General features: G+C 47.4%; 18 protein-coding genes. 9 read left to right on the forward strand and 9 right to left on the reverse strand.

The genetic code is table 11. The features are described 5' to 3' along the window. The first annotated feature begins 16 nt into the window (after positions 1–16). The 5 genes from QM717_RS16815 to QM717_RS16835 all read left to right on the forward strand — a co-directional run bounded on the left by QM717_RS16815 (position 17) and on the right by QM717_RS16835 (position 3,602). Positions 17–412 (forward strand): DinB family protein, encoded by a 396-nt coding sequence (locus tag QM717_RS16815; protein ID WP_415040161.1) that lies wholly within the window; start codon positions 17–19, stop codon positions 410–412. Between the two features lie 117 nt (positions 413–529). Continuing rightward, positions 530–1,381 (forward strand): substrate-binding domain-containing protein, encoded by an 852-nt coding sequence (locus QM717_RS16820; protein ID WP_415039230.1) that lies wholly within the window; start codon positions 530–532, stop codon positions 1,379–1,381. A gap of 17 nt (positions 1,382–1,398) precedes the next feature. After that, complete coding sequence (locus QM717_RS16825) at positions 1,399–2,331, forward strand: transglutaminase (protein ID WP_415039232.1); 933 nt, start codon at positions 1,399–1,401, stop codon at positions 2,329–2,331. Between the two features lie 68 nt (positions 2,332–2,399). Beyond that, on the forward strand, positions 2,400–2,969 hold the full coding sequence (locus tag QM717_RS16830) for a DUF3575 domain-containing protein (protein ID WP_415039233.1): 570 nt from the start codon (positions 2,400–2,402) through the stop codon (positions 2,967–2,969). Between the two features lie 36 nt (positions 2,970–3,005). Beyond that, complete coding sequence (locus QM717_RS16835; RefSeq protein WP_415039235.1) at positions 3,006–3,602, forward strand: hypothetical protein; 597 nt, start codon at positions 3,006–3,008, stop codon at positions 3,600–3,602. Between the two features lies 1 nt (position 3,603). Here QM717_RS16835 and ung read toward each other — a convergent pair whose 3' ends face one another. After that, the gene (gene ung / locus QM717_RS16840) at positions 3,604–4,269 is read right to left on the reverse strand and encodes a uracil-DNA glycosylase (RefSeq protein ID WP_415039237.1); all 666 of its coding nucleotides are present in this window, start codon (positions 4,267–4,269) and stop codon (positions 3,604–3,606) included. A 99-nt stretch (positions 4,270–4,368) separates the two neighbouring features. Here ung and QM717_RS16845 point away from each other — a divergent pair, with 99 nt between their 5' ends. Together QM717_RS16845 and QM717_RS16850 are read left to right on the forward strand one after the other, a co-directional pair. Beyond that, positions 4,369–6,150 carry an endonuclease MutS2 gene (locus QM717_RS16845; protein ID WP_415039238.1) on the forward strand — a complete coding sequence of 594 codons (1,782 nt, stop codon included), beginning with the start codon at positions 4,369–4,371 and terminating at the stop codon, positions 6,148–6,150. Positions 6,151–6,555: 405 nt separating this feature from the next. Next, the gene (locus QM717_RS16850; RefSeq protein WP_415039239.1) at positions 6,556–6,966 is read left to right on the forward strand and encodes a thiol-disulfide oxidoreductase DCC family protein; all 411 of its coding nucleotides are present in this window, start codon (positions 6,556–6,558) and stop codon (positions 6,964–6,966) included. 47 nt (positions 6,967–7,013) lie between these two features. Here the strand turns inward: QM717_RS16850 and QM717_RS16855 are convergent, their stop codons facing one another. From QM717_RS16855 to aroC, 4 genes are all read right to left on the reverse strand, one after another. After that, positions 7,014–7,859 (reverse strand): T9SS type A sorting domain-containing protein, encoded by an 846-nt coding sequence (locus QM717_RS16855; RefSeq protein WP_415039240.1) that lies wholly within the window; start codon positions 7,857–7,859, stop codon positions 7,014–7,016. 180 nt (positions 7,860–8,039) lie between these two features. Continuing rightward, positions 8,040–9,101, reverse strand: a complete 1,062-nt coding sequence (locus tag QM717_RS16860) for a T9SS type A sorting domain-containing protein (protein WP_415039241.1) — start codon at positions 9,099–9,101, stop codon at positions 8,040–8,042. 78 nt (positions 9,102–9,179) lie between these two features. Next, positions 9,180–10,439 carry a dicarboxylate/amino acid:cation symporter gene (locus QM717_RS16865; protein WP_415039242.1) on the reverse strand — a complete coding sequence of 420 codons (1,260 nt, stop codon included), beginning with the start codon at positions 10,437–10,439 and terminating at the stop codon, positions 9,180–9,182. 128 nt (positions 10,440–10,567) lie between these two features. After that, entirely contained in the window at positions 10,568–11,626 is a 1,059-nt protein-coding gene (gene aroC / locus QM717_RS16870; RefSeq protein WP_415039243.1) for a chorismate synthase, read from the reverse strand. A gap of 354 nt (positions 11,627–11,980) precedes the next feature. On the opposite strand from aroC, the gene QM717_RS16875 reads away from it, so the two are divergent. Next, complete coding sequence (locus QM717_RS16875; protein ID WP_415039244.1) at positions 11,981–12,433, forward strand: response regulator; 453 nt, start codon at positions 11,981–11,983, stop codon at positions 12,431–12,433. Positions 12,434–12,571: 138 nt separating this feature from the next. After that, entirely contained in the window at positions 12,572–13,411 is an 840-nt protein-coding gene (locus tag QM717_RS16880) for a UDP-2,3-diacylglucosamine diphosphatase (protein ID WP_415039245.1), read from the forward strand. Here QM717_RS16880 and QM717_RS16885 read toward each other — a convergent pair. The 4 genes from QM717_RS16885 to QM717_RS16900 form a co-directional block, all read right to left on the reverse strand. Continuing rightward, entirely contained in the window at positions 13,401–13,823 is a 423-nt protein-coding gene (locus QM717_RS16885) for a protease complex subunit PrcB family protein (protein WP_415039246.1), read from the reverse strand. The two genes, QM717_RS16880 and QM717_RS16885, sit on opposite strands and share 11 nt — an antisense overlap. Positions 13,824–13,834: 11 nt before the next feature. Beyond that, complete coding sequence (gene bshA, locus QM717_RS16890) at positions 13,835–14,977, reverse strand: N-acetyl-alpha-D-glucosaminyl L-malate synthase BshA (RefSeq protein ID WP_415039247.1); 1,143 nt, start codon at positions 14,975–14,977, stop codon at positions 13,835–13,837. A gap of 88 nt (positions 14,978–15,065) precedes the next feature. Continuing rightward, positions 15,066–15,476 (reverse strand): MFS transporter, encoded by a 411-nt coding sequence (locus QM717_RS16895; protein ID WP_415039248.1) that lies wholly within the window; start codon positions 15,474–15,476, stop codon positions 15,066–15,068. A 4-nt stretch (positions 15,477–15,480) separates the two neighbouring features. Further along, positions 15,481–18,465, reverse strand: a complete 2,985-nt coding sequence (locus QM717_RS16900) for a glycoside hydrolase family 3 N-terminal domain-containing protein (protein ID WP_415039249.1) — start codon at positions 18,463–18,465, stop codon at positions 15,481–15,483.

The raw sequence follows: 18,465 nt of genomic DNA on the forward strand, positions 1-18,465 counted from the left end.
GTTACCGGCGAAAATTATTTTTCCCAAACCGAAGAATCCGCCATTCAAAAACCACGGCTCGAAAGGCAAATGGTCGCGCAAACAAATCCTCGGGCATTTGATTGATTCGGCGATCAATAATTTGCAGCGGTTTACCGAAATCGGTTACCAGCCGCAGCCGTATGTGTACCGTGAATACCATCAGGCCGAGTTGGTCCAAATGAACGATTACCAAAATATGGACACCAAAGAATTGCTCCAATTGTGGCTTTCGCTCAACAAACAGATCGCGCGTGTGATGCACAATCAAACCGAAGAACGACTGGATCTCAAAGTCCTTTTTACCGATGGCGAGTTGTCGGATCTGCGGTTCATCATGCAGGATTATCCCGAACATATGGAATATCATTTGAACCAAATCGTGAATGGATGATGGCACGTTTGCGTGAGCGATGGCAGCGGCATCCTTTTGCATAGTTTACGAAGCAAAAGATAGAGCGGACAGCGCGACCCGCAGGGGCACGCCCAACCAATAAATAATATAGCAACAATGAAAAATATCAAAATAGCAGGGGTTCCGGAACATTTCAACTTGCCCTGGCATTTGTGCATTGAAAATGGCGAATTTGACGTGGAAGGCATCAACCTCGAATGGACCGATGTACCCGAAGGCACGGGCAAATTATGCCAGATGTTGCGCTCGGGCGAAACCGACATTGCGGTTATCCTGACCGAAGGAATTGTGAAAGATATTATTGCCGGAAATCCATCCAAAATCGTACAGGTGTATGTGGAGTCGCCTTTGGTTTGGGGAATCCACGTGGCGGCGAATTCGAATTTCCAAAAGTTATCGGACCTTGAGAACAAGAAAGCGGCCATCAGCCGGATTGGTTCGGGTTCGCAATTGATGGCCTATGTCAATGCCGGAAATGAAGGTTGGAATACCCAAGACTTGCAGTTCGAAATCGTCAATACAATTGATGGTGCGGTCGAGGCATTGACCAATGAAACGGCCGATTATTTTATGTGGGAACGGTTCATGACCAAACCGCTTGTCGACAAAGGAATTTTCCGCAGAATTGCCGATTGCCCGACACCTTGGCCGTGTTTCGTGATTGCCGTGACCGATGAAATGTTGCAGAAACATCCGGGAACGATTCGTCGCATACTCGAAATCATCAATAATACCACGATCGAGTTCAAGGAAATACCAAGTATTGACCGTACATTGGCTTCCAAATACAACCAAAAAATCGAGGACATCCGCGAGTGGCTTTCGCTCACGAAATGGTCGCAAAAACCGTTGTCGGAGCAAATGTTAAACAAAGTTCAAAATCAATTGCTTGCCCTTTCGGTTATCGATAAAAAAGGTATTTTTGCTGAAATCGTGAAGGACATCTAGCCCTCGCCATTTTCACTATGGTAGCACTGCGGGACATCCCTTTCCAGAAAATAAAAGACAAACTTCAGGTGCCGCGGCCTTGGGATATGGTCATTATTTTTGTGCTCAATTTGCTCATTGCGATCCCGGTTTTCATCATCATCCACCAAAACATCATCGATCCGCAATGGCCGTTCCAGATCGACCGTATCGTTTTGTTTGTCACTATCGTAGTGGTCATCCAATTGCTGTTGCGGCTCATGCGGCGCATCATCATCATTTGCATTGCGTTGTATTTGATTGCGTTGTTGTGGGGAAGTGCGTTTGGAAACTATGGCTTCAACAGCGTTTTTGAAGATTACCGGTTCATGATCTACACCATGTCGGACAGCCCGAATCCGCAGGATTTGATCCTGACACGACTGCTTCCGTTTCCGAGCAAGTCCAGGATTTTGAAGGCGGTCGAATACGAAAATCCCAAAGTGCGCAATTTCGCGCTCATGGCCACGACCAAAGATTTCAAGAATGTACGCGGTTACCCGAAATACCGCACGATTATCCAGTGTTTTGCCGTGTTCAAGGAAATCAACAGCCGTTGGAATTATGTCAGCGATCCCAAAGGACGCGAATACATCGCCAATGCCTCGGAATCCTTGCTCTATTTTTCGGGTGATTGCGACGACCATTCGATCCTGATGGCGGCTTGTGTCAAGGCGATTGGCGGAACACCGAGACTGATCCATACCGGCGGGCACATTTATCCAGAGATTTTGATCGGGGACAAATCGGATTTGGAAACGATCAACTACCTGATCAAGAAAGTGCTTTTCATCAAGGAATCCAAGGGCAAGCAGATCCATTACCACATCGACGAACACGGGCAGGTGTGGCTCAACCTCGATTATACGGCGACTTATCCGGGCGGGCCGTTCATGTCTGAGGAAATCCTAGGTGCACTCACACTGTATTGATTTTGAAAAAGAAATGCGTTTTATTGCCATTCCTTTTTCATATATTAGCTACGAATTAATCCCCTACCATGAAAAAAATCATTTTTATTGCATTGCTTTGTGCCCAGTTGGGCCATGCGCAGGATTCTCCTTCGGGCCTTGCGGGCAAACACAATGAAGTCCGTGTCGACTTGTTGTCTTTGGTCGCTTTATCCAAATACAACCTGAGTTATGAGCGTTATTTGGGCGAAGACTGGTCACTCGGTCTTAGCGTCAATTACGCCAACAACAAGAGGGTCAACGACGATTTCGACGAAGGCAACCGCAATACGATCCCGAAATATGAAATCACGCCTTTTGTACGGTACAAATTGTCCAAAAGCCTTTCGCGTTTTTATTTTGCAGAGGTTTTTGCTTCTGCCAATGGCGGTGATTTCCGTGAAATTACGCGTTTCAATGAAAACAACGTCGGCTATTACGACATCGAGAAATCAGATTATTTCGATGTGGCCATCGGCGCCGGTGCCGGTTACAAAATGTACATCAAGGAACAGTTTGCGATTGAATTGCTTGTCGGGTTTGGCGTAAACACGATCGATACCGACAAAAGCCCCGATGTATTCTCCCGAGTAGGTCTCAGCTTCGGCTACAGATTCTAAAAAAATCAGCACCCTAAAATCTGAAATTAAATCAAAATGAAAACACTGCAATATTTATTTTTCGGCGCCATGGCGACTTTGTTGATGGCCGCCGACTGTTCGAACGAGGACAACGAATTTTACAACGACGTATTCATCAGCAGCCCGAACCTGGTTTCGGTTGATGCTTCCGATGGCCAGTACAATGTAGGTGAAAACCTGATGGTATCTGCATTCATCCCGAAACATGTTGACGAGGTGGGCCAGGCCAACCAGTTGGATTTATACAAAACCACCGGCGGCGCGCTGAGCTTTACCTTTTCATACGTACTCGAAAGGAAAGATGCCAACGGACTTTGGAATACCGTCAATATCGATGAAGTAAACACCGTACGCAGCGTGGGAGAAACGACCCCATTCGGCGATTTCATGTTGGCCAAGGCTTATTTCGACCTCGAATTGCAGGCTTACGAATACAACGGCGGGATTAAATTGACGACCGCTGGCGAATACCGACTGCGTTTTACCTATAACGATGGGGTTTCACCGAATGTCGTCTTGACTTCGGACAGTGTCAACAACAATCTTTTTGTGACGATATACTCGTTGTGCGAAGAAACGCCGGGCGGTTATTATGTATTCAATGTGATTTAATCTACCAACCGATGGTGGGTTTGCCTACCGAAACCAGGTAGTCATTCGCTTTCCCAAAATGGCGGTTCCCGAACCAGTGTCCTTTGTTGGCGCTCAGCGGCGATGGATGCCCTGATTCGAGCACGCAATGTTTGCTGCGGTCGATGCTGGCGCCCTTTTTTTTGGCAAAACCGCCCCAGAGCAGAAAAACGACATTGCTTTTTTCCTCCGAGATTTTGCGGATGACCGCGTCGGTGAAGGTTTCCCAACCTTTGTTCTGGTGACTTCCCGCCTCCCCTTGCCTGACGGTTAAAGTGGCATTGAGCAGCAATACGCCTTGGTCGGCCCAGCGTTCTAGGTTGCCGCTTTTGGGCATCGGTTTGCCCAGGCTTTCCTGTATTTCACGGAAGATATTGATTAGTGAAGGTGGAAACGGAATCCCATCGCGTACCGAGAAACACAAGCCGTTGGCCTGTTTCGGTCCATGGTACGGGTCCTGTCCGATGATGACCACTTCGATTTTATCAAACGGGCAATGGTCGAAAGCCGAGAAGATTTCGGGTCCGGGCGGATAACAAGTGTGCTGTTTGTATTCTGATTTGACAAAGCCAATAAGCTGTTCAAAATAAGGTTTTTCGAATTCCGATTCGAGGACTTTTTTCCACGAAGATTCCATTTTGATGTCCATAAAAACTTTTTACCCAAATATAGCAATTTACGATGGCCGGCACAGTAGTGGCCAAGCGGTTTTTTCGTTAAATTTGCATTGAAAATTTGCCCAAAAAGAATGATTTCCATTACCGATAAAACACTCCAGGATTTACAATTCCCGACCATCTTAGAAACCATTTCTGCAAGCTGCAACACCGACCTGGGTCAGCAGAAAGCCGCCGAAATTGTTCCTTTCAAGGACAAGGCGGCGCTCATGCAGGCTTTGCTCGAGACCTCGGAATATGTGTCTTCCTACCAAAATAACAACGCCATTCCGAACCACGGATTCGAATCGGTGGCGCAGGAAATCAAATTCCTGGCAATCGAAGACAGTTTCCTCGAGGCGGCGGCTTTCCGCAAAATCGCAGCCTTGTCTGAAACAGCCAATGTGCTTTTGCAGTTCTTCAAAAAATTTGACGATTATTATCCGAACCTGAATTTGCGCGCTTCCGGGGTGCAACACACCAAGGAAATCATCCAGCGCATCGACAACATCATCGACAAGTACGGAGAAATCAAGGACAATGCTTCGCCCGAATTGCAACACATCCGCAGGGAAATGAACACGGTGCGCGGCAAGGTCAACCAAAGTTTTGGTGTGGCGCTCACGCAATACAACGGGCTCGGTTACCTCGACGACATCAAGGAAAGTTTTGTGCAGAACCGGCGCGTCTTGGCCGTTTTGGCGATGTACCGGCGCAAAGTAAAGGGCACGATTCTGGGCAGCTCCAAAACGGGCAGCATCGCTTACATCGAACCCGAGGCCACGCTCAAATATTCACGCGAACTCGGCAACCTTGAATATGAAGAAAAGGAAGAAATCACGCGCATCCTCAAAATTTTATCGGCTGAAATCCGTGTGTTCCTGCCGCTGTTGGTCCAATACCAGGATTTTTTGAGCGACATCGATGTGGTGGCGGCCAAGGCCAAATATGCGCGACGGATCAATGGCATTTTGCCGCAGATCACCGAGGAGCGGCGTTTGTTTTTCCGCGATGCCTTCCACCCTATTTTGTATTTGACCAATAAACAAAAGAACGAAGTGACGCATCCGCAGACCTTTGAATTCAACCAGGAAAATCGGATTGTCGTCATTTCGGGGCCGAACGCGGGCGGGAAAACCATTTCCTTGAAAACCGTCGGTTTGCTGCAATTGATGCTGCAATCGGGAATTTTGATTCCGGTGCACGAGCGCAGCGAAACGTTCTTGTTTGATAGAATCCTGACCGATATCGGCGACAACCAATCGATTGAAAATCACTTGAGCACGTACAGCTACCGACTCAAGAACATGAATTATTTCCTCAAGAAGTGCAACCGCAAGACCTTATTCCTGATTGATGAATTTGGTACCGGTTCCGATCCGGAATTGGGCGGTGCCTTGGCCGAGATTTTCCTAGAGGAATTTTACCACCGCGAAGCTTTCGGTATCATCACGACGCATTATGCCAACCTCAAGATTTTGGCCAACGAGCTGCCGCATGCCACCAATGCCAACATGATGTTCAACGAACAGACACTCGAACCGATGTATAAACTCGCACTGGGTCAAGCCGGAAGTTCATTTACATTTGAGGTCGCGCAGAAAAACGGCATTCCGTTCGGGCTCATCAATCGAGCGAAGAAAAAAATTGAAGTCGGCAAAGTGCGCTTTGACAAGACCATTGCGACGCTGCAGAAAGAACGCTCGAAAGATGGAAAAAACCTCGCAAACCCTCAAAGAAGAAGAAACCAAGGCGCGCGAGGAAAGCAAAAAACTCGAAGACACGAACCAAAAGATCCGCCAGAAACTCGAAAGCTACCAGGAATTGTACGACAGCAACCAACGCATCATTTACCTTGGGCAGAAAATCGATGACATGGCGGCGAAATATTTCAACAGCAAGAACAAGAAAGACCTGATTGGTGAATTTTTGAAAGTGGTCGAAATCGAAAATTCGAAACGCAAGAAAGCCGCGACGCCCAAAGAAGCCAAAGCCGAAAAAGCCAAAATCGAGCAGAAAAAAGAATTCATCAAGGAAGTGGCCGTGCAGGTGGAAGAAATCCGAAAGGAGAAAAAAGAAAAGAAAATCAAGGCGGCACAGGTTGTCGAAAAGCCGAAACCCGTTTTGAAAGTCGGTGACCGCGTCCGGATGCTCGAAGGCAAAGCCATCGGTACGATCGATTCGATTGAAAAGAACAAAGCCATCGTCAATTATGGACTGTTTACCTCGAAGGTAAGCCTCGACGAACTCGAATTTGTAGATGCCTTAAAGAAATAATTATGGACTTACCCCAAAATAAAAAAATCATCCTGTTTGACGGCGTGTGCAATTTGTGCGAAAGCTCGGTGCAGTATGTGATCAAACACGACAAGAAAGATGTTTTCCGGTTTGCGGCCCTGCAATCAGAGATCGGTCAGGAAATCCTGAGCCATATCGGCATCGATCCCAAACACATCGACAGCATCGTCTTGTATGAGCCCGGCGTGGCGTATTTTTACAAATCCTCGGCAGCAATTGAGATTGCGAAACATTTCGGCGGATTGTTTCATTTGGGAACCGTATTCAAAATCATCCCTGCCTTGTTGCGCGACAAACTTTACGATTACGTGGCCAGGAACCGCTACAAATGGTACGGCAAGAAAGACAGTTGCATGATCCCAACGCCCGAACTCAAAGCGAAATTCCTCTAAATAAAAAAGCTCCCAATCGGGAGCTTTTATTTTGAAAAACGTTTGGATTAGTTTTTCATGATTTTTTTGGTGATCTCACCGTTGGCAGTCTTGATGTTCATCAAGTACAAACCTGAAGTCAAATCGGCGATGTTCACTTGAACTTTGGCCATACCGTCGAAAGCAACTTGTTTTACTGTTCTTCCATTCATATCGGTTACGACAACCGAAGTGATGCCGTCTTTGTTCGTGTTCTCTACGTTTACTACGCTGGTAGCTGGGTTAGGGAAAACCGAAAATTGTGAAGCAGCGAAAGATTTGGTAGCCAATGGAACTTGAGCCAACAACAAATCGTCGAGGTACATCAAATCTTGGTCTGTACAATCGTGGTGACGCATGATGATTCTTACCGTTTGTCCAGCGTATTCAGTAACGTCAACGGTACGCAATTCAGCCGTCAAGGCATCGTCAGCCGTCAAGGTGTAGTTGAAAACCGGCTCCAAGGCAGCGATCAACTCTGGTGTATTGGCTGTAGATGGCGCCAAGTAGATAGAGATTTGCTCTGCAGGGAACTGTACGTCGTTTGTCCCTAATTTGAAAGACAATTCAATCCCGTCGAAAGTATCTGGAATTACTACTTCTGGTGTAATCAAGAAGTTATTCGGAGTCAAAGCTCCCGGAGGTGTTGCTGTTGGTGGGTTCCAAGATCTAGATCCTGCGAAGTTTCCAACCAATCCCCAACCTGCAGTCGTTGCGTTTCCGGTGTACAATCCCCAGTTGGCCGTGTCGCCATCACCATCGATGATTGACAATCCGGTCGCAGCCGAGAAATCTTGTGAGTAAAGTGTTTGTGCTTCCGCTTTGGTAGCAAACAGGGCAAGCAAAGCGCCTGCAAAGAGTAATTTTGTTTTCATGATGTATTTTCGATTAAGTTGCCAAAACTAACAATAAATACGCACATAGTCACTATCCGGATTTCAAATCTTTTTGTTAAATTTTTTGTAAGAAAAGTGCCTTTTGGTTTTCAACAGAATGGGCCATAAAAAAAGCCCTTTTCAAAAGGGCCTTAATGTTTTTTATAAAGAAAACCATGCTTAGTTCTTGAGGAACTTTTTGACCGATTCCCCATCCGTAGATTGGATGTTCATCATATACATGCCCGAAGCCAAGTCGGAAATGTTGATTTGGATCTCGGCTACTTTGTCGTAATTGATTTGCTTGACTGTTCTGCCGTTCAAATCGGTCAACGTGATTTTGGTAATCGATGCATTCGGATTGCTGACGTTGATCACATTGGTGGCAGGATTTGGATAAACCGAAACTTCATTGGCCACCACTTCTTCGGTTTTTACAGAAAGCGGCCCATTCACGGCCGAGGCTTGGAAATTGAGGTTGTCAAACAATCCCAAAGACGAAACCGTATTGGTTTGTCCGGTCAATGAAATGGCGGTCACCATCATGTTGAGCTGAACGGCATCGATCCCTGCAGAAGCACCAATGATTGGCGAGCTCGTGATTAAACCGGTCCCTTCCTTAAAAATAACTTCCCCGGTAGTGTAGTTGAAGCTAAAGCCTACGCGGTACCAGGTATTGGGTTGCAAAACCAGGTCGCTGTAGGTAGGTGTAGGCACAGCAGTATAAGATAAACGGAATGAATAATTGCCCAATACGCCACCCGCCGAAGCCGTATTGTCGTAATACGACAAGCCACTCAACACTTTCGACCCCATACTGAACATCATACCGCCCAATATCTTTGTCAAATCGGAATTGTAAAGAATCACACGGATGGAATTGTTGCTCGTGGTAACCGGTCCGGAAAAGAAATCAAACTGTACTTCGGCTACGTTGTTGCCCGAATCCCTGAATCCCCAGCTTCCGGACACATCCTTGAACATCCTACGGGTGTTGGCTGAAGTATTCGAGCCCGTAATCTGGATGATGTTTCCGTTGCCTTGGTCGACGACCTGGAAATCAGAATTCGATCCTGAGGCCACCACAAAGGTCAGCCAATCGCCTTGCCCCGGTGTCATGCCTGTAAGATCATCACCGATGTCTCCTACGACAAGCGAGGAAGCATCTTCGGTAACGATGACCTGGGCGTTGCTGAACAAGCCCAAACTTAATGCAAATAAAGAGAGTAATGTTTTTTTCATAATCAGGATTTTAATGGTTTCACACAAATATAACAAACTTATGTGTTAAAAAGCTGATTATAAAATATTTCTGTTCATTTAGGAGTCGTGCTTTTCCCACTTGCCTACCACACTCGTAGCCAGCGCATTTCCAAGTACATTGGTCGCACTGCGGAACATATCGCAGAAATGGTCGATCGGTAAAATGAGCGCAATGCCTTCAATCGGAATCTTAAACATCCCGCAAGTAGCCGCAACCACGACCAAACTCGCCCTCGGCACACCCGCAATCCCTTTGCTGGTCAGCATCAGAACAAAAAGCATCGTGAATTGGGTGCCGACACTCAGGTCGATTCCATACGCCTGCGCAATGAAAATACTCGCAAACGTCATGTACATCATACTGCCGTCGAGATTGAACGAATAGCCGAGCGGCAACATAAATGAAACGATGCGGTCTTTCACGCCAAAACGCTCCAGTTCTTCGGTCAGTTTCGGGAACACCGCTTCGGAACTTGTCGTACCGAACGCAATGATCAACGGGCTCACGATGCGCTTGAGCAAAAGCCCCATCGCCTTGCCGAGGAACAGATAACCTACGACGAGCAACACGACCCAAAGTGTCGAAATGCCCACCATAAACGAGCCGAAGAATTTCGCATAAGTCAACAGCAAATCACCAAAATCACGAATCGCAAAAACACCGGCAATCGCACCAAAAACGCCCAGCGGCGCAAACTTCATCACATAATTGACCATTTTCAAAACAATGTGCGAGGTCTTGTCCAAAGCGTTGACCACCGGTTTGGCAGTATCGCCAATGGCTGCCGCCGCCAACCCGAAGAAAATCGAAAAGATCACGATTTGCAGGATTTCATTGGTCGCCATCGCCTCGACGATACTTTTGGGAATGATGTGTTCGATGAAATTCTGTGCCGAGAAATTACTCGTTTTTTCGGTCACTTCCGAAGCCGTGCTCAAATCCACATCCGACAAGTTGAGTCCAACGCCCGGCTTCAGGATATTGACCCAGCACATCCCGATCAATAGCGATATAAACGAAGCGGTAAAAAACCAACCCAGCGCCTTGCCTCCTATTCGCCCGACCGCCTTGATGTCGCCCAATTTGGCGATTCCGACCACCAATGTCGTAAACACGAGCGGCGCTATGATCATCTGCACCAGACGGATGAAAATCGTCGCGAGCATCTTGATGTAGGTACTGAATTCCTTGGCGCCTTCGGCCGAAATGTTGTTGTGTACGATTACGCCAAGAATTACCCCAAGGATCATCGCAATGAGGATTTGGGTTGTCAGGTTTCCGAAAAAGGAAGTTTTGGTGGGTTGTTCGTTCGTCATATTTTAATTAGATAATTAGTCAATTGGGAAATTAGAAAATGATTGGATCATTTGTATTTTAGATAACCGGTCAATTAGAACATTAGAATAATTCTTTCCTTATTTAATTATCTCATTGTCTAATTTTCTCATTTATAAATTTTGTTGATCAAATAAAAATCGGCCAAAACCATCGCGGCCATCGCCTCCACTATCGGTACGGCACGTGGCACCACACACGGATCGTGTCGGCCTTTGCCTTGCATTTCTACAATATTGCCTTGGTTGTCTATGGTTTGCTGCGTCAGCATGATCGTCGCCACGGGTTTGAATGCCACCCGGAAATAAATGTCCATCCCGTTCGAAATCCCACCCTGGATGCCGCCCGACAAATTCGATTGTGTCGTGCCATCGGGATTGAACAAGTCGTTGTGCTCGCTGCCTTTCATCTTTGCGCCGCAGAAACCACTGCCGTATTCAAAACCGTGGACGGCGTTGATCGAGAGCATCGCCTGACCCAATGCGGCGTGGAGTTTGTCGAATACCGGTTCGCCGAGCCCGACGGGGACGTTTTGGATGACACAGGTAATCGTGCCGCCAATCGTATCGCCTTGCTTCCTGATTTCGCGGATGTGCGCCTCCATTTTTTCGGCGGTCGCCTGATCGGGGCAACGTACATCGTTCGATTCGGTTTTAGAAAAATCGAGCGCCTGGTAGGGCTTGTCGATAAAGATTTCCCCAACCGATGAAACGAAAGCATTGATCGTGATGTCTTTCAATAGTTGCTTGGCAATCGCACCGCCCACGACCCAATTGGCCGTTTCGCGTGCCGAACTTCTGCCACCGCCGCGGTAATCGCGGATACCGTATTTCTTTTCATAGACATAATCGGCGTGGCTAGGTCGAAAAGCATCTTTGTTGTGCGCATAATCGGCTGATTTCTGGTTCGTGTTCGCAATCTGGAACCCGATCGGCATTCCGGTGGTCTGGCCTTCAAAAATGCCCGATAGGAATTGCACCGTGTCGGTTTCTTTGCGTTGGGTCACGATGGCCGATTGCCCGGGCTTTCTTCGCTCCACTTCTTTTTGGATGGCTTCGAAATCGATTGTAATTCCAGGTGGAACGCCGTCAATGATGCCGCCCAGGGCTTCGCCATGCGATTCGCCGAAAGTGGTAAGTTTGAAAATCCTTCCGAAGGAGTTGGCCATTTTTGGAGTTTTAAGCAAATGTAAACGTTTTCGTTGAATGTCGAAAGCCGAATATAACGTGATTTTTGAAATGACCACAGAACACTAGCCCTGATGGCAGCGACCCGAGGCCGGAGGCCGAACTGGCAAAGCACATCCTTTTTCACGCCAACCTTGGCGTGAAAAAGATAAAGCGAACAGCATCCCGACGCTTCGGGACCAGCTCTCAAAAGTTAATTAATTCATTTTCAAGACCGTTTATCCAATTATTAGCCCTATATTAACCCATTACAGGGATTCAACTCGATCATTCTGATTTGCTGAGCCGACTCTAAATCTTCGTCTTCTGTTTCTGCAATACAACTGCAAATCAAAATGTTAGTTACTTCACAACCCCCGCATGGCCATATTTATTTGGCAGATGACGATTGCGATGACCGCGATCTGTTTGCACAGGCGCTCTCGGCGGTCAACGACGAGATTGTCTTGACCCAATTACTCGATGGCATCCATTTGATGGATACCTTGAACCTTCCACCCTTTCCGCTGCCGGGAATCGTTTTTGTCGATTTGAACATGCCCAAGAAATCCGGTATGGATTGTCTGGAGGAAATCAAAAGCAATGCGAATGGTTTGCAGCACATCAATGTCGTGATGCTGACCATGAGCAGCAATCCCAAAAGCGTGGACGAGGCTTTTTCGAAAGGCGCTTCGTTTTATGCGATCAAGCCCAACAGCTTCGGTTCTCTCAAATTACTGATCAGCAAGATGGTTCTGCACGATTGGCTCTTGCCTGTTGACCGGAACGACTTTTTGATCCAATTGTAAACCGTCTCTTTAGAAGTTTTGCCGTTTGTGGTTTCGGGAACTGAAATTTAACTTTCGCTTCGCGTTCACTTCACAAACAACTTTTTCATTTGTAACCCGAGGGCAAAGCCCGAATTGTACGAAGTAAAACTTTACGATATGAAAAAGAGAAAAGTAGAACTCGTCGTCCTCTCGGATGCACACCTCGGGACATTTGGCTGCCACGCCAAGGAATTGCTCAACTACCTGTCGTCGATCAAGCCCAAGACACTTGTGCTCAATGGCGACATCATCGACATCTGGCAGTTCCGGAAATCGTATTTCCCCAAGATGCACATGAAAGTGATCCAACGCATCATCAATATGGCCTCGAAAGGGACGAAAGTGTATTATATTACAGGCAACCACGATGAGATGCTGCGCAAGTTCAGCGATACGAAAATGGGCAATTTCCATATTTTGGACAAGCTCGTTTTGGAACTCGACGACAAGAAGGCGTGGATTTTCCATGGCGACGTATTCGACGTATCGGTGCAGCATTCGAAATGGATTGCCAAATTGGGTGGACTTGGATACGATTATCTTATTTTGGCCAACCGATTCGTGAACTGGTGCCTGACCAAGATGGGGCGCGAACCGTATTCTTTTTCCAAGAAAATCAAGGCCAGCGTCAAGAAAGCGGTCAAGCACATTTCAGATTTCGAAAATACGGCTACCGAACTCGCGATCGAAAAGAAATACGACTATGTGGTCTGCGGACACATCCATGAGCCCAAGATCATCGAGAAATCGGATAAAAATGGCAGTACCTTGTATTTGAATTCGGGCGATTGGGTCGAAAACCTGACCGCGCTCGAATACAATAAAAAGCGCTGGAAATTGTACCGTTACCGCGACATCAATTATACCGAGGAGGAAGATTTATTTGAAATGGAAAATGCGATCGGCCAGCAATTGGTCGCCTCGATCATCTTTTCGCCCAAACAGGCTACTCGATGACAATTTCCTTTTTGGAATTGACCTTGACAATCGCGTACGGATAACTCATCACGCTGGTGGCCATTTCGCCTTCGCCCGGCCCCGTTTCCTTGACCTTGATGTAAATCTTGTCGGCGGTTTCACGTACGCTTTCAACCGAGATCGAGTGTCCGCCAGAGGGTTTCTCGCCCATGTTCAGGATGACAAAATTGGCGGTGTTAACATCGGTCGACTTGACTTTGTTCTTGAGGTTTTCGTCGTTCTGCAGCATTTTGATTTCGCGTTCTTCAGTCAGGATTTCAAAGAAGCGCACCTGGGCGCCGCCGTCGTTTTGCTGCGTGAGGACTTCATACAATGGTTTCTTGCCTTTGTCGGCAGCCGGTCCGCAAGACACGGCGATTAAAATCAAAAGTAAAACGATTATTCTTTTCATGTCGATTCGGTTTATTTGGCGATGAGTTCTCTCCCGATCGCTTTCTGGTACAATTCCTCGTACATCGGCAAAATATTCTTAATGTCGAACTGTTTGGCCGTTTCGAGCGCCTTGTGCTTGAACTGTTGTAACGTCACATCGTCGGATAATATTTTAAGCGCATTGGCGGCCATCTCGTCCACATCGCCCACATTGCTCAGATAGCCTGAGATTCCTTCGAAATTGACTTCGGGCAAACCGCCGGAATTGCTCGAAATAACCGGAACGCTGAGCGCCATCGCCTCAAGCGCTGCCAAACCAAAACTTTCGGTTTCCGATGGCAGCAAAAACAAATCGCTGTAACTCAGGATGCGATCGATTTCACTGCTGTTGCCAAAGAAAATGACTTTGTCGGCGATACCCAATTCGTAGCACAATTGCTCGGCTTTTTCTTTTTCGGGGCCATCACCCACCATCATCAATTTGGCCGGAATCTGTTGCTGCACCTTGTGGAAAATCTTGATCACATCGGGAATGCGCTTGACTTTCCTGAAGTTGCTGATGTGGGTCAGCACGCGCTCATTCTCATTGGCAATACGTGAACGGTAACATGGTGTTTCGCTTTTATCGATGTCTTTGTTGAGTTCGATGAAATTCGGGATCACAAAAATCTCGTTGGTGATGTTGAACAGGTTAAGTGTGTCGTCTTTCAAACTCTGCGAAACCGAGGTCACGATATCCGATTTGTTGATGCTGAACGTCACCGCGGGTTTGTAAAACGGATGGTTCCCGACGAGCGTGATATCGGTGCCGTGCAAAGTCGTCACCATCGGGATGTTGATGCCTTCTTCCTTGAGCATCTGCTTGGCCATATAACCCGCGTAGGCATGCGGGATCGCGTAATGCACGTGCAGCAATTCGATTTGGTACAGCTTGACCATATCGACGAGTTTGCTCGACAATGCCAATTCATACGGCTGGTAATGGAACAATGGATATTCGGGAACGTTGACCTGATGGTAATGCACATTAGGGTTCAAAACGGCCAAACGCACGGGCTGGCTGTAGGTGATGAAATGGATCTCGTGTCCTTTGCGGGCGAGTTCGAGGCCAAGCTCGGTGGCGACCACACCACTACCGCCAAAGGTCGGGTAGCAAACGATTGCGATTTTCATGATTGCGATTTAGTCTTACGAAATTAGCAAAAAAGAACGCGTGAAATCTCGAAAAAAGTAAAATTTAACGACTACAGACGCAACACTCCTAGCCCAGATTCTGGAAATCATTATTGATCCTGTCCTCGGTCGGGCGCAAGTAAATGAGGTACAGGATGATGCCGATTCCCAAAGTGATGAATTCAGGTTTTTGGAACAGGATAAGGAAAGCCGCAAATTCCAGAATCGCCCACCGCATGATCGAGGCCGTCTGGTACGTGGGAAACTTGTCTTCTAACGAAGCCTTCGGGTCCAGCTTTTTGAGTTGCGATTTAAAAAGATAATGGCTCAGAAATAAGGCTGCAATAGGAATCACCAGGTAAATGGCCGAAGCAGCATCCACAACCGGCAGAACGGTCAGTACTTCAATGGACAAATTTCCGGCAAACACATAGGCCACGGCCATTCCGGCACAAATCGCCAAGTGGATGGTCTGCAAGGTTTTGAGTTTTTGGACCATGAGCCTATCTTGAAATTGCGGTATAGATGAGTTTCTGGATGTCCTCGCGGATGTTTTCCTTCGACAAGGTATTCACGGCAGATTGCGGATACGTCCGATTGGACAGAAAAACGTAAATGAGTTCGTTTTCTGGATCGGCCCACGCGATCGTACCGGTAAATCCGGTGTGGCCGAAGCTGCTCATCGGTACGCAGCCACAGGTTGGTCCTGCGGTTCCGGGCAATTGCGGTTTGTCGAAACCGATGCCACGGCGGTTGCCCTCGGCGCAATAGTAGCAAGTGTTGAACTCGTCGAACGTCTGTGCCGAGAAATATTGCTTGCCGCCGTAATTCCCTTTTTGAAGGTAGAGCTGCATCATCTTGGCCACATCCATCGCATTCGAGAAAACCCCGGCATGCCCCGCTATCCCGCCATCCATCGCCGCAGCCATGTCGTGGACATAGCCGTCTATGGTTTGGTAACGGAAATAAGTGTCAATTTCCGTTGGCGGAATGATGTACCGGTTGAATTTGTTGAGCGGATTGTAGGTCGTATTGTTCATCCCGAGCGGTTTGAAAAACTGCTGGTCGCTGAGCTGGTCGAGCGATTTTCCCGTGGCCTTTTCGAGGTAATCGCGCAGGATGATGAACGTAAAATCGCTGTATTTGTATTCTTTTTTCGGCAACAGTTTGCTGTCGACGATCTTCTTCATGATCGTATCGTGGTAGTCGTTGCGGATGTAGAGGCTGTCGGCGACCTGGCGTGAAAACTGCGCATCGGCAATCTTGCGGTAATATTTGTCCGATGGTTTTTTATTGGCGTCCAAGGTCGATTCGTAAAACGGGATCCACGCCTGCAATTGTGCGTAATGCGACAGCAATTCCTTGAAATGGATTTTTTCTTTGTCGGAATTCTTGAACAGCGGCAGCATCTGGCCCAAAGTGGTTTCCATAGTGACTTTTTTATGGTCGTATTGCTGCATCACATTGGGCAAGGTCGAAATGATTTTGGTCAACGAAGCAATGTCGTACACATCCGAATTGGCTACTTTGGTCAGATTGGTGTAGTCGTGCGTGCCGTATGATTTCTGGTATACGACCTTTCCCTTGCGTGCGACCAAAACCTGGATGCCGGGCGTCATTTTCTTCTCGATGGCCTTTTTGGCGATGCCGTCGATTTGCGACAACACATAGCCATTCATGCCGACATTTTCAGGCGCAGTAAACCCGAGTCGGTTGAGTTTTTGGGTCGTGAGCCCGTCGCCTTCCTTGAAATGCGGCGCGATGGATACCGGCAACACGCCCTTGGCATCGACTGCCCCGAAGATGATTTCCGCCGAAACTTCCTGTGCCACATTGCTGTTCTGGTACGATTGCACAACGGCTTCGATGTCATCGAAATTGGCAATCTGCATCAACGAATACGGTTTGGTAAACGCATCGAGGATCACGACATTGTTCTTGGCAATCTGGTCGAGCCACAACAAATCGTTGTCCGAAAACGCATGGCTTTTCCATGCCTTATCCGATTTGTGGAACCCGACGATGACGGTGTTGAACGGCTTTAATTTGACATTCAAACTGTCGATGTTGTCGGCAAAAACCTCGGTGATTTCGGTGTATTTCTTGAGTGTCGACACAAAAGACGAGTTGACGTCGTCTCCTAGTTTTACATAAGCTATCTTGTTGTTTTCCAATTCTTTAATTGGAAGTATCTCGTCTTTATTTTTAAGAACAGTTATCGCGTTTTCATACAATTCATATTGCAGCGCATCGCTTTGGGGATCGTTCAAATCTTGGTATAAATTAGCAGTTTGGATCGGCTTGTATTGATTGAGCCCTGCCTTGTATTTGTATTTCAGAATTTTCTTGACCGAAAGCGCCAAACGTTCCGGTGTAATGATCGTATCCTGATAAGCCGCACAGATTTTCTCATATGCCCGCGGCACATCCTCGGCGCACAGCAAAATATCGTTTCCGGCCAAAAACGCCTCGAGGTCAATTTCGCCCGGTTTCAAATAATTGCTCGCGGCCTTCATGTTGAGCGCATCGGTAAAGACCAAACCGCGGAAACCGAGGTGTTTTTGCAATACATTGGTCACCAGATTGTACGAAATCGAGGACGGAAGATTCGGACGGTTTTCGAGCGCAGGTACATTCAAATGCGCGACCATGACCGATTCGAGTCCTTCCTTCATCAGTTTTTTGTACGGGTAAAATTCCACTTCCTCCAATCTTTCGCGCGAATGGCTGATCAAAGGCAACGAGTAATGCGAATCGGCTTCGGTATCGCCATGTCCCGGGAAATGCTTTCCGGTAGAAATGATTTTTTTGCTTTGGAAACCTTTCATCATCGCCATGGCACTTTCGGTCACATTTTCCTTGCTTTCGCCAAACGAACGGAAACCGATGATCGGGTTTTTGGGATTGGTGTTGATGTCGAGCACGGGTCCGAAATTGAACTGGATGCCCATGCGGTTGGAGTGCTTGCCCATCTGTTCGCCCACGCGTTCGATCAATTTCTTGTTCTTGATGGCGCCCAAAGTCATGTTCCAAGGAAAACGATAGGTCGAATCCAGACGCATGCCCAATCCCCATTCACCGTCGATGGCGATGAACATCGGCAGTTTGGCTTTGGCCTGGTAACGGTTCGTCAATCGGGCTTGCCTACCCGGACCGCCTTGAAAAAAGATGAGGCCACCGACTTTGTAATCGGTCACCAGTTTATCGATGCTCTTGATGTGCGCGGAATCTTTGTTCGAATAGGCAGAAACCATAAACAATTGCCCAAGCTTCTCGTCGAAAGTCATCTGTTTGTAAACGCTGTCGACCCATTTGCGCTGGCTGTCGGAATCGTAGACTTCCTCGTAGATGTCAATCACGGGTTGTTCGGCAACGACCGGCTCTGTTGGTTTTTTGGCTTCAACGGTAGGCTTGACCTCTTTTTTGGAAGCGCATCCGATGGCAAAAAGGCATAGTCCGACAAAGAGTATGTGGCAACTTTTTTTCAT

It is taken from the genome of Flavobacterium sp. (assembly GCF_047602195.1).
Classification (GTDB): Bacteria; Bacteroidota; Bacteroidia; order Flavobacteriales; family Flavobacteriaceae; genus Flavobacterium.

Coding starts and splice junctions, on each gene's coding strand:
- QM717_RS16880 (WP_415039245.1), top strand. CDS start 12,572: ATGAAAAAGAGAAAAGTAGAACTCGTCGTCCTCTCGGATGCACACCTC.
- ung (WP_415039237.1), bottom strand. CDS start 4,269: ATGGACATCAAAATGGAATCTTCGTGGAAAAAAGTCCTCGAATCGGAA.
- QM717_RS16855 (WP_415039240.1), bottom strand. CDS start 7,859: ATGAAAACAAAATTACTCTTTGCAGGCGCTTTGCTTGCCCTGTTTGCT.
- QM717_RS16895 (WP_415039248.1), bottom strand. CDS start 15,476: ATGGTCCAAAAACTCAAAACCTTGCAGACCATCCACTTGGCGATTTGT.
- QM717_RS16825 (WP_415039232.1), top strand. CDS start 1,399: ATGGTAGCACTGCGGGACATCCCTTTCCAGAAAATAAAAGACAAACTT.
- bshA (WP_415039247.1), bottom strand. CDS start 14,977: ATGAAAATCGCAATCGTTTGCTACCCGACCTTTGGCGGTAGTGGTGTG.
- QM717_RS16865 (WP_415039242.1), bottom strand. CDS start 10,439: ATGACGAACGAACAACCCACCAAAACTTCCTTTTTCGGAAACCTGACA.
- QM717_RS16830 (WP_415039233.1), top strand. CDS start 2,400: ATGAAAAAAATCATTTTTATTGCATTGCTTTGTGCCCAGTTGGGCCAT.
- aroC (WP_415039243.1), bottom strand. CDS start 11,626: ATGGCCAACTCCTTCGGAAGGATTTTCAAACTTACCACTTTCGGCGAA.
- QM717_RS16860 (WP_415039241.1), bottom strand. CDS start 9,101: ATGAAAAAAACATTACTCTCTTTATTTGCATTAAGTTTGGGCTTGTTC.
- QM717_RS16845 (WP_415039238.1), top strand. CDS start 4,369: ATGATTTCCATTACCGATAAAACACTCCAGGATTTACAATTCCCGACC.
- QM717_RS16885 (WP_415039246.1), bottom strand. CDS start 13,823: ATGAAAAGAATAATCGTTTTACTTTTGATTTTAATCGCCGTGTCTTGC.
- QM717_RS16900 (WP_415039249.1), bottom strand. CDS start 18,465: ATGAAAAAAAGTTGCCACATACTCTTTGTCGGACTATGCCTTTTTGCC.
- QM717_RS16850 (WP_415039239.1), top strand. CDS start 6,556: ATGGACTTACCCCAAAATAAAAAAATCATCCTGTTTGACGGCGTGTGC.
- QM717_RS16820 (WP_415039230.1), top strand. CDS start 530: ATGAAAAATATCAAAATAGCAGGGGTTCCGGAACATTTCAACTTGCCC.
- QM717_RS16875 (WP_415039244.1), top strand. CDS start 11,981: ATGTTAGTTACTTCACAACCCCCGCATGGCCATATTTATTTGGCAGAT.
- QM717_RS16835 (WP_415039235.1), top strand. CDS start 3,006: ATGAAAACACTGCAATATTTATTTTTCGGCGCCATGGCGACTTTGTTG.